11 protein-coding genes are annotated in these 9,790 nt (G+C 71.5%); 3 read left to right on the top strand and 8 right to left on the bottom strand.

Going from position 1 to position 9,790, the window contains the following annotated elements; translation table 11 throughout:
- Positions 1–739, top strand: a 739-nt coding sequence (locus HY68_RS45285; protein ID WP_241778618.1) for an aminodeoxychorismate/anthranilate synthase component II, incomplete at its 5' end; no start/stop codon positions are given.
- A 93-nt stretch (positions 740–832) separates the two neighbouring features.
- Here the strand turns inward: HY68_RS45285 and HY68_RS19575 are convergent.
- The 4 genes from HY68_RS19575 to HY68_RS19560 all read right to left on the bottom strand — a co-directional run bounded on the left by HY68_RS19575 (position 833) and on the right by HY68_RS19560 (position 4,570).
- A complete protein-coding gene (locus HY68_RS19575) occupies positions 833–1,861 on the bottom strand; it encodes a 6-phosphofructokinase (RefSeq protein WP_041990636.1) in 1,029 nt (342 codons plus the stop codon).
- Between the two features lie 124 nt (positions 1,862–1,985).
- Positions 1,986–2,651, bottom strand: coding sequence for a response regulator transcription factor (locus tag HY68_RS19570; protein WP_041990634.1), 666 nt, complete (start codon positions 2,649–2,651; stop codon positions 1,986–1,988).
- Entirely contained in the window at positions 2,648–3,829 is a 1,182-nt protein-coding gene (locus tag HY68_RS19565) for a DUF5931 domain-containing protein (RefSeq protein ID WP_041990632.1), read from the bottom strand. Before HY68_RS19565 ends, HY68_RS19570 begins: the two co-directional genes overlap by 4 nt.
- 30 nt (positions 3,830–3,859) lie before the next feature.
- Positions 3,860–4,570 carry a lysophospholipid acyltransferase family protein gene (locus HY68_RS19560; protein ID WP_041990630.1) on the bottom strand — a complete coding sequence of 237 codons (711 nt, stop codon included), beginning with the start codon at positions 4,568–4,570 and terminating at the stop codon, positions 3,860–3,862.
- Between the two features lie 194 nt (positions 4,571–4,764).
- Here HY68_RS19560 and HY68_RS19555 point away from each other — a divergent pair, with 194 nt between their 5' ends.
- Together HY68_RS19555 and HY68_RS19550 are read left to right on the top strand one after the other, a co-directional pair.
- Positions 4,765–5,544 (top strand): alpha/beta fold hydrolase, encoded by a 780-nt coding sequence (locus tag HY68_RS19555; RefSeq protein ID WP_041990629.1) that lies wholly within the window; start codon positions 4,765–4,767, stop codon positions 5,542–5,544.
- Positions 5,537–6,178, top strand: a complete 642-nt coding sequence (locus HY68_RS19550) for a hypothetical protein (RefSeq protein ID WP_041990627.1) — start codon at positions 5,537–5,539, stop codon at positions 6,176–6,178. Before HY68_RS19555 ends, HY68_RS19550 begins: the two co-directional genes overlap by 8 nt.
- 32 nt (positions 6,179–6,210) lie before the next feature.
- On the opposite strand, the gene HY68_RS19545 is transcribed toward HY68_RS19550, so the two are convergent.
- The 4 genes from HY68_RS19545 to HY68_RS19530 form a co-directional block, all read right to left on the bottom strand.
- Positions 6,211–6,963 (bottom strand): endonuclease/exonuclease/phosphatase family protein, encoded by a 753-nt coding sequence (locus HY68_RS19545; protein WP_041990625.1) that lies wholly within the window; start codon positions 6,961–6,963, stop codon positions 6,211–6,213.
- 137 nt (positions 6,964–7,100) lie between these two features.
- Positions 7,101–8,042, bottom strand: a complete 942-nt coding sequence (locus tag HY68_RS19540) for an ROK family glucokinase (RefSeq protein WP_041990624.1) — start codon at positions 8,040–8,042, stop codon at positions 7,101–7,103.
- Positions 8,043–8,107: 65 nt separating this feature from the next.
- Positions 8,108–8,590 (bottom strand): DUF5304 domain-containing protein, encoded by a 483-nt coding sequence (locus HY68_RS19535; RefSeq protein ID WP_041990623.1) that lies wholly within the window; start codon positions 8,588–8,590, stop codon positions 8,108–8,110.
- Positions 8,591–8,680: 90 nt separating this feature from the next.
- The coding region (locus tag HY68_RS19530) for an ArsA-related P-loop ATPase (protein ID WP_041990621.1) at positions 8,681–9,790 on the bottom strand (1,110 nt) is incomplete at its 5' end.

Here is a 9,790-nt window from a genome sequence, read left to right as displayed (position 1 = left end):
CGGGCCGCGGCTGGCCGACGACCCCCGGGTGCGGGCGGCGCTGGACGGACGCCGGGCCGGGCTCGCGCCGTTCTGGCTGAAGATGCAGACCGAGCCTGCCTCGCTCACCGGCCATGCCCTGGTCGTGGACGGCGAGGACACCTTCACCGCGATGCTCGCCCATCTGCTGCGCTCGTCGGGACTCGACGTGACGGTACGGCGGTTCGACGCGCCGGGGCTGCGCGAAGCGGCGCTCACGCACCAGGGTCCCGTGGTGCTGGGGCCCGGCCCGGGGGATCCCGCCGACGCCACGGATCCGAAGATGCGGCTGCTGCGCGCGCTGACCGCCGAGCTGATCCGCGACCACCGGCACGGTCTGCTCGGCGTCTGCCTCGGCCATGAGCTGATCGCCGCCGAACTGGGCCTGGAAACGGTCCGCAAGCAGGTCCCGTACCAGGGTGCGCAGACGCGGATCCCGCTGTTCGGCAGGGCGGAGACGGTCGGTTTCTACAACAGCTTCACCGCACGCTGCGACGCGGAGACGGCGCGCGAACTGGCGGCGCACGGCATCGAGGTGAGCAGGGACGAGACGAGCGACGAGGTGTTCGCGCTGCGCGGCGCCGGGTTCGCCTCGCTGCAGTTCCACGCGGAGTCCGTGCTGACCCTGGACGGGCCGCGGATCGTAAGGGAGTCGCTGGCCGGGGCGATGAACACCGAGGAGTCGGAACGGCGGTCGGGGACGCCGATCGAGCGGGGCTGAGGCACCGGGCGCCGGGGATCATCGCGAGCTTTCCGTGGTGATCCCGGGCGCCTGGCCCGCGCGACCGGAGAAGACGCTCAACCGAAGAATCCGTCAGCCGAAGAAGACGCTTACCTCCTCGTACAGCTCCGAAGGCACCGTCTTCAGCTCGGCGACCGCCTCCGCGATGGGTACCCGCACGACGTCCGTGCCGCGCAGGGCGACCATCTTGCCGAAGTCGCCGTCCCGTACGGCCTCGATGGCGTGCAGCCCGAATCGGGTCGCCAGCCACCGGTCGAAGGCGCTCGGGGTGCCGCCGCGCTGCACATGTCCGAGGACGGTCGTCCGCGCCTCGTTGCCGGTGCGCCGCTCGATCTCCTTGGCCAGCCACTCGCCGATGCCCGAGAGCCGGACATGGCCGAAGGAGTCGAGGGTGCCGTCCTTGAGCACGAGGTCGCCGTCCTTGGGCATCGCGCCTTCCGAGATGACGACGATGGGGGCGTACGACGCTCTGAACCGTGACGTCACCCAGGCGCAGACCTGCTCGACGTCGAAGCGCTGTTCGGGGATGAGGATGACATTGGCGCCGCCGGCCAGGCCCGAGTGCATGGCGATCCAGCCGGCATGACGGCCCATCACCTCGCAGACCAGCACCCGCATATGGGATTCGGCGGTGGTGTGCAGCCGGTCGATGGCCTCGGTCGCGATACCGACCGCCGTGTCGAAGCCGAAGGTGTAGTCGGTGGCCGAGAGGTCGTTGTCAATGGTCTTGGGGACTCCGACGCAGGGGATGCCCTGCTCGTCGGAGAGGGTGGCGGCGACGCCCAGGGTGTCCTCGCCGCCGATCACGATCAGCGAATCGACCTCATGGGCGGCCAGGGTCTCCTTGATCCGCCGTATCCCGTCCTCCTCCTTGAGAGGATTGGTGCGCGAAGAACCGAGAATGGTCCCGCCGCGCGGCAGGATGCCGCGCACGGCGGGGATGTCGAGCCGTACGGTGTCGTCTTCCAGCGGCCCGCGCCAGCCGTCCCGGAACCCGGTGAACGCGTACCCGTATTCCTGGACGCCCTTGCGCACGATGCCTCGGATGACCGCGTTGAGTCCGGGGCAGTCGCCGCCCCCGGTCAGTACTCCGACTCGCATGGAAAACACTTCCCTTCGCCGTCGGTGAGGTACCCGGGCCACCGGTGAAGTGACACAGGTCACTCCCGCATGGTGCGCAGCACGAATTCCGTTGCGCCAGAGGGCGGTTGGAAGCGGGTGAAACTCAGACGTCGTCGAGGCCGCGCTCGATCGCGTAACGCACCAGCTCGACGCGGTTGTGGAGCTGGAGTTTGCCGAGCGTGTTCTGCACGTGGTTCTGCACGGTGCGGTGCGAGATGACCAGCCGCTCGGCGATCTGCTTGTACGAGAGGCCCTTGGCGACGAGCCGCAGCACCTCGGTCTCGCGCTCCGTGAGCTGGGGCGCCTTGGGCTCGTCGGGCGCGGCGGGAGCGGGGTCCGAGGCCAGCCGCCGGTACTCGCCGAGGACGAGCCCGGCGAGGCCGGGGGTGAACACCGGGTCGCCGGCCGCCGTGCGGCGCACCGCGTCGATCAGCTCGGCCGTGCTGGCGGACTTGAGCAGATAGCCGGTGGCGCCGGACTTCACCGCCTCCAGGACATCGGCGTGCTCCCCGCTCGCCGACAGCACGAGGACCCGCAGGGCGGGAAAGGCGCCGACGAGTTGCTTGCAGACCTGGACGCCCGGCATGCCGGGCAGGTTGAGGTCGAGGACCAGCACCTCGGGGACGGTGGCCTTGGCGCGCCGTACGGCCTGCGCGCCGTCCCCGGCCGTCGCGACGACGTCGAACCCCGATTCGGCCAGGTCGCGGGCGACCGCGTCACGCCACATCGGATGGTCGTCGACCACCATCACCCTGATCGCCTCGGTCATCGCTCCGCCTTCCCCCGTGGAACTCTCAGTTCGACTTCTGTGCCCTGCCCCGGCACGGAGATCAGCTCCGCCGTGCCGCCCAGCTCCCGCAGCCTGCCACGGATCGACAGGGCGACCCCGAGCCGCCCCTCGCCCTCGGCCTGCGCGAGCCGGCCCTCCGGGATGCCGGGGCCGTCGTCCCGTACGGTCACGACCACTTCGTCCGGCCAGTCCTCGACCAGGATCCAGGCGCTGGCCTCGGCGCCCGCGTGCCTTCGGACATTGTCCAGGACCGCACCGACAGCCGCCGCGGTCTCCCGTGCCGCGGCCGGAGCCAGCGGCACCGGGGCGCCCGGCTCGGCGAAGCTGACCTTGGACCCGCTGTACGGCGCGAGCAGCGTCCGCAGATCGATCTCGGACGGCTCGGCGGCGCCGGGCGTCCCGCCGGGGCCGCCGTCGGCCGTACGCGCGGTCGGTACGAGACCGCTGGAGACCAGCGTGCGCAGGGCGACCTCCTGCTCGCCCGCCATCCGGCCCAGCTCGGCGGCCTCGCCGCCCAGCGCCGTACCGCGCCGCTGCACCATGGCCAGCACCTGGAGGACGCTGTCGTGGATGTCCCTGGCCAGCCGCTCCCGCTCCCTGGTCCGCGCCTCGATCTCCATGGCGTGGGCGAGGGTGCGCTCGGAGGCGCGGGCGACCTCGACGACGTAGCCGATGGCGATGGAGGCCACCCAGACGAGCAGCACGTTGTGGAGCGTGTCCCTGCTGGGGTTGCCGCGCTCGACGATGTTGGCCGCGCCGACGAAGGACGAGGCGACGCAGGCCCACCGCCAGCCGCCCTTCACCGCGAACGCGAGCACCACACCGGCGGTCCATATCGACGGCAGGGTGGGCCCGTCGATGTGCTGGGCCTGCTCGTCGGCAAGCGGGGTGAGCAGGATGCCGGCGAGCGCCACGACAAGATCGACGGCCAGGAAGGGCCGGGTGCATCTCGCGGCGCCGGCGACCCTGGGGAGGGTGGCCAGGGTCCACACACCCATCACGGCGAGGTAGGCCACCGCCACCCAGGCCCGCTCGAACCTGTCCCGTTCGAGGGCGAAGAGCACCACGGCGTAGACCATGGTCAGCAGGCGGTACGCGGTCAGCGCGCGCCACAGCGGCTGCTCGACCGACATCCTCACGACACGCTCGCTCTTCATCGCTCCCCCATGCGCCACGCGCCCCCTGACTCAGCCCTGGGGTGCGTCGGCCTTGCCCGCCTCGGCGAGCCGGCGCTTCGCCGCCGTCGCGTAGATGTCCACGTACTCCTGGCCGGACAGCTTCATGATCTCGTACATGACCTCGTCGGTGACCGCCCGCAGGATGAAGCGGTCGCCCTGCATGCCCCGGTAGCGGCTGAAGTCCAGCGGCTTGCCGATCCTGATCCCCGGGCGCATCAGCTTCGGCATCACCTGGCCGGGCGGCTGGATCTTCTCCGTGTCGATCATCGCGACGGGAATGACGGGCGCGCCGCTGGCGAGCGCCACCCGCGCGAGACCGCCGGGCTTGCCCCGGTAGAGCCGGCCGTCGGGCGAGCGGGTGCCCTCCGGGTAGATGCCGAACAGCTCGCCGTCGGCCAGCACCTTCACACCGCTGTTGATCGCGGCCTCGCCCGCGCCGCGCGCGCCCGACCGGTCGACCGGCAGCTGTCCCACGCCCTTGAAGAAGGCCGCCGTCAGCTTTCCCTTGACTCCGGGAGAGGTGAAGTACTCGGCCTTGGCGATGAAGACGACCTTGCGGTCGAGGACGGCCGGCAGGAAGAAGGAGTCGGAGAAGGACAGATGGTTGCTCGCGAGGATCGCCGGCCCCTCTGCGGGAACGTTCTCTAGGCCCTCCACCCAGGGCCGGAAGGCGAGCTTCAACGACCCGCCGATGGAGAACTTCATTGCGCCGTAGATCAACTCGACTGCCTCCTGTGTGCGCTCCGACTGACCATAACCCGTGCGGAGGCCGACGAGACCTGCGCTCATCTGCGTGAGGGGTCCGACGGACCTGGTCGGTGTCGGTCCGGTCGCGTACGGTGAAGTACACCTTTTGAGCGTCGCCGCACACCCCTCTACTGCCCGAACCCCCCTCTTACGAACAGGAGACCCCGGTGCCGGTCGTTCCTGGAGCCGAGCCGTACCGCCATGAGGGCGGTGACGTCGGCGTCCTCCTCTGTCATGGCTTCACCGGTTCGCCGCGGTCGCTGCGCCCCTGGGCGGAGTATCTGGCCGAGCGCGGTCTTTCCGTGTCGCTGCCGCTGCTGCCGGGGCACGGCACACGCTGGCAGGACATGCAGGTCACCGGCTGGCAGGACTGGTACGCGGAGGTGGACCTGGCGCTGCGGCAGCTGCTGGACCGGTGCGAGCAGGTCTTCGTCGCCGGGCTCTCGATGGGCGGCGCGCTGGCGCTGCGGCTCGCCTCGAAGCACGGTCCGGCGATCAGCGGGGTGATCGTGGTCAATCCGGGGCTGAAGGTGCACGGGCTCGCGGCGCACGCCCTGCCGGTGGTCCGTCATCTGATCCCCAGCACGAAGGGCCTGGCGAACGACATCGCGAAGGCCGGCGGTGACGAGATCGGCTACGACCGGGTGCCGCTGCACGCGGCGCACTCGGTGCGGAAGTTCTTCCGGCTGGTGGACGCGGCGCTGCCGCAGGTCACCCAGCCGCTGCTGCTGTTGCACAGCACGCAGGACCATGTCGTACCGCCGGTCGACTCGGCCCGGGTGCTCGCGCGCGTCTCGTCGCGTGATGTCCGGGAGGTTCTGCTGGAACAGAGCTACCACGTTGCGACGTTGGACCATGACGCGGAGCGGATTTTCGAGGAGAGTCACGCGTTCATCGGCCGCCTCGCTCCGAGCGTCGGGAAGAAGGGGAGCAGCACCGGTGGCTGAGCATGACGCGGACCGCGAGCCGCAGCCGATCGACGAGGACGCCGCGTGGGCGGCGATCGTGGCGGGGTACGGCGAGGAGCCGGCCGACCCGCCGGGCGCGAAGCCCTTCAAGTCCGTCGACGGTCTGGCGGTGCTGGAGGGCGAGCGCAACAGGACGAGGGGGTCCGACACCGAGCAGGGCGGCACACCGGAGTCCGGCCCGGAGCCTGAGGGCCCGGAGCCTGAGGGCCCGGCCGCCGAGGTCCCTCCGGCGTCGGCGCCGGAGGGTGTGAAGCCGCCGCTGGGCGGCTCGGTGGTGTTCGCCCCGGGGGTGGGCGGCCCCCGTGACTACGCGCTCGACGAGCCCCATGACGACGGCATCGACGACGATGACGACGACGGCGAGGGCCACTTCGTACCGCCCGAGCCGCCGCCGCTGCCGGAGGCCGACGTCACGACGAGGTTCGCTTGGCTCGCCGTCATCGGCGGTCCGCTGCTGATGCTGATCGTCATCCTGTTGCAGTGGGACATGACGTGGTGGCTGACGACGCTGAGCATCGGCGGTTTCCTCGGCGGCTTCGCCACGCTGGTGGCGCGTATGCAGCATGACGAGGACGACGACCACGACGACCCGGGGCGCGGCGCCGTGGTCTAGCGCCGCCCGGCCGGATCAGCGGCCGGGACGGGTCAGGAGGCGGGTACGCGCAGGGCGGCGAGCACGGGCAGATGGTCCGTCGCCGCCCTCAGGTCCGCTTCGGTGAGCCCCGGCAGATCGCTCGGCACTCCGCAGCCGAGGACCTCCACGCCTTCGGTGGCGAGGATCGCGTCGATACGGCGGTGGGCCCCGGCCGACGGGTAGGTGTGTTCGCCGCCCCAGGGCCGCGCCGTCCAGGCGTCCCGCAGGGCGCCGGTGAGCAGACGGAAGGCGCGACCCGTCGGAGGTTCGTTGAGGTCGCCGGCGAGGATCGCGTGCGGTGCGTCCATCGCCTTCAGCCGGTCGAGCGCCTGTCCTGCCTGGGCGTACCGCTCGTCGTCCTGGAGGCTCAGATGGCAGTTGAGGACACCGAGCCTGGCGCCGCCGAACCGCACGACCGCCGTGGCGAAGCCGCGCCGGTGCAGCCCAGGCGTGAGCGGCAGCAGTACGTCCTCGGTCTGTTCCACGGTCGCGCGCAGTGAGCACAGCAGCAGCGGTCCCGCCGCTGTCGCGCCGCCGCCGAGCACCACGAGATCGGTCGCCATGGCCAGCCGCGAGGCCTTCTTGCGCCAGCGGAAGAAGCGCGGCGCCTCCTGGATGAACACCAGGTCGGGTGCGCAGGCCCGGATCACCCGGGCCAGGGCCGCACGGTCGTCGCGCATCGAGCGGATGTTGTAACTGAGCACCCGGATCACGGCCGAACCGTCCGGCTCGGTACGGGAGTCGGGCAGTGGGGACATCGCCATGCGCACACGATACGTGAGCCCGGCGGCGTATCGACGCACCGCCCGGCGCCCCCGGAAACGGCTGTGCCCGCCGTACCCCGGTGACGGGATACGGCGGGCACAGTCGTGTAGGTCGTGGCGGTGGCGCGCTGCCGCTCTCAGCCTTGGCGAGCCAGGTCGGCCGCTCCCACCAGGCCTGCCTCACCGCCGAGTTTGGCCGCCAGCACCTGGGCGTGCGGACGCCATTCGCCGCCGATCAGCCAGCGCCGGAACGACTTGCGGATCGGGTCGAGGACCAACTCGCCCTCGTCCGACACCCCGCCGCCGACGATGAAGGCCGAAGGGTCGAAGAGCGACGCCAGGTCGGCGAGACCGGCACCCGCCCAACGGGCCAGTTCCCGGAAGGAGTCGACGGCGACCGGGTCGCCGTCGCGGGCCGCGGCACTGATGTGCCTGCCCTCTATGCCCTCCACCGTGCCGTCGCCGAGCGCGAGCAGCCGCTCGGCGTTCTCCGGTGTCGCGTGCGCGCGCTGGCGCGCGTACCTGACGAGGGCCCGCCCCGAGGCGTACTGCTCCCAGCAGCCCTGGCTGCCGCAACCGCACAGCAGCCCGTCGGGCACGACCCGGATGTGCCCGAACTCGGCGGCCACACCGAAGCGTCCACGGCGCAGCTTGTTGCCGATGATGATGCCGCCGCCCAGGCCGGTGCCGAGCGTGATGCAGATGACGTCGTCGTGGCCCTGTCCTGCCCCGAACTTGTACTCGCCCCATGCCGCGGCGTTGGCGTCGTTCTCCACGACGACCGGCAGGCCGATGCGCTGTTCGACCTTGTCCTTGAGCGGTTCGTGCCGCCAGTTGATGTTCGGCGCGAAGAGGACGGTGGCGCGCTTGTCGTCGACGTAGCCGGCGGCGCCGATGCCGACCGCCTCGATCTGGTGTCCCTCGCCCGCGCCCGATACGGCAGCGCAAATCGCGTCGACAATTCCTTCGGCCGTCTGCGGGGTGGCCACCTTGTGCATCCCCCGAATGGTGCCCTCTTCGTCGACCACGCCGGCCGCGATCTTCGTGCCGCCGATGTCGACGCCGATGGTGAGTCCCATGTGTCCCTCAGTTTTCGGTCGAGCCCCGCTAAGGGCAACCGTACCCGAGGGCGGGGCTTCTCCCCTCAGTCCAGGTCGATATGACCGTCCGGACCTGGCCGTTCGTCACGGGGGTCCGAGGGGTCGTCCGACTTCTTCAGATCGGCCGAGAGGTCGACGGGGCCGGTCGGCGGGGTGACGGGACCCTGGGTCCAGCGGGTCTCCTGGCCCTCGACCGCCGAGCGGTACGCGGCGAGGAGTTCGTTGCCCGCGGCGGCGAGATGGTCGAAGAGGCCGGGGTTGCGCTCGATGACCGGCTCGACGGCCGACCTGGCCTGGTTGATGAACTGCTGGACGGCTCCCTGCGCCGCCATGCCGAACAGCGGGGTCTGCAGCGAGGAGACCTTGTCGGAGACGGCGTCGACGAATTTACGCAGTTCGTCGGAGGCGGAGGCGGGCGGCGGTCCGTAGACGGCCCGGCGCCTGGCCTTCTCGGCTGCCAGGTCTTCCGCGCATGCCGTGGCCCAGGCGTCCGAGTCGGCGGCGGGGCGCTCGGTTGCATCGCTCATGGGGTACTCCCGCGTCAGTGACAGGGGCCTCTCACCGAGCACGGCGAAAGGGTGCTTGTATCCGACGGTACCCGAACGGCCGTATTACGTTCAGTCGGCGTGCGGCCAGACCGCGGGGTCCGGGGTGAATCTGACCCGCAGCACATCGTCGGTGAGGGCGGCGCCCGTGACGGTGCAGCGGCGCAGTGCCGAGGTCAGCGGCACGATCCGGCGGAACGGGCCGACGGTCAGCAGGAGTTCGTCGTCCTTGCGCACGAGGTTGACGTCCTTCTTGCGCACCCCGGGCAGCGACAGGCTCCAGACGAGCAGACCGTCGTCGGCCAGCCGGTCCTCGGTCCACCAGGGGTCGTCCGCCCGGCCCTCGGTCCGCTCGTCCGGCTCGGGTACGCCGAGGGCGGCGAGATCGGCGGTGCCGTGCGGGTCGCGGCCCAGATGCGCGGTCTCCCGTACGGGGACCTCGGGCGCCCAGCTCTCGTGCCAGCCGTCGAGGCTCTTGTGCTGCTGGGCCGCGACGCCGGCCGCCCACGGGTCCGCCTGGTCGGCGGGGACCAGCCGGTTCGCCACCAGCGTCTCGACCCGGATCCCGTACAGGGCGAGCCCCACCCGGGCCGAGCGCAGCGTCTCGTCGGCGGCAGGTCCCGGCTCGGCGACCAGCCGTACCGTCGTCGTGCTGTCCTCGATCAGCGCCTGGACTGCGGCCAGCTCCGTGTCCCGGTGCTCGACCGTGCGGTACAGCCACTGCGCGGGCATCGGTACGCCGGCGAGCTGGGCCATCATCGGCCGCAGCGCGCGGGCCGCCTGCCGCTCAGGGGGCAGCAGCCGGCGCAGGTAGCGGCGCAGCTGCTCGGGCAGGGCCAGTACGGCGAGGGCGTCCCGCAGGGGCGGCATGTCGACGACGAGGACGTCCCAGTCGCCCTTCGCCGCGGCGCTCAGGGAGTGCAGCAGGGCGAACTGCTCGCTGCCGGGCAGTTCGGTCAGCTCCTCGCCGGCCAGTCTGCGGGCGCCGAGCAGATCGAGCCCGGGGCCGACCCGCTCCTGGAGGGTGAGCAGCTCGCTGCGGAAGTGTCCCGCCGAGTCGGTGCGCGCGGCCCACAGCCCTTCCGCGACCTCGGCCGGCTCGTCGGGGCGCGGCCCCGCGGGCACGGGCAGCGGCTGCCCCTCGGGGTCGGCGGAGAGCAGCAGGGTGCGGCTGCCGCGCCG

The organism is Streptomyces sp. AcH 505 (assembly GCF_000818175.1).
In the GTDB taxonomy this organism is placed as follows: Bacteria; Actinomycetota; Actinomycetes; order Streptomycetales; family Streptomycetaceae; genus Streptomyces.
This window is presented reverse-complemented; position numbering and strand designations above follow the sequence as displayed.

Bases quoted from the DNA above. Each gene is read 5' to 3' on its own strand.
- HY68_RS19575 (WP_041990636.1), bottom strand. From the start codon at position 1,861: ATGCGAGTCGGAGTACTGACCGGGGGCGGCGACTGCCCCGGACTCAAC.
- HY68_RS19570 (WP_041990634.1), bottom strand. From the start codon at position 2,651: ATGACCGAGGCGATCAGGGTGATGGTGGTCGACGACCATCCGATGTGG.
- HY68_RS19565 (WP_041990632.1), bottom strand. From the start codon at position 3,829: ATGAAGAGCGAGCGTGTCGTGAGGATGTCGGTCGAGCAGCCGCTGTGG.
- HY68_RS19545 (WP_041990625.1), bottom strand. From the start codon at position 6,963: ATGGCGATGTCCCCACTGCCCGACTCCCGTACCGAGCCGGACGGTTCG.
- HY68_RS19540 (WP_041990624.1), bottom strand. From the start codon at position 8,042: ATGGGACTCACCATCGGCGTCGACATCGGCGGCACGAAGATCGCGGCC.
- HY68_RS19535 (WP_041990623.1), bottom strand. From the start codon at position 8,590: ATGAGCGATGCAACCGAGCGCCCCGCCGCCGACTCGGACGCCTGGGCC.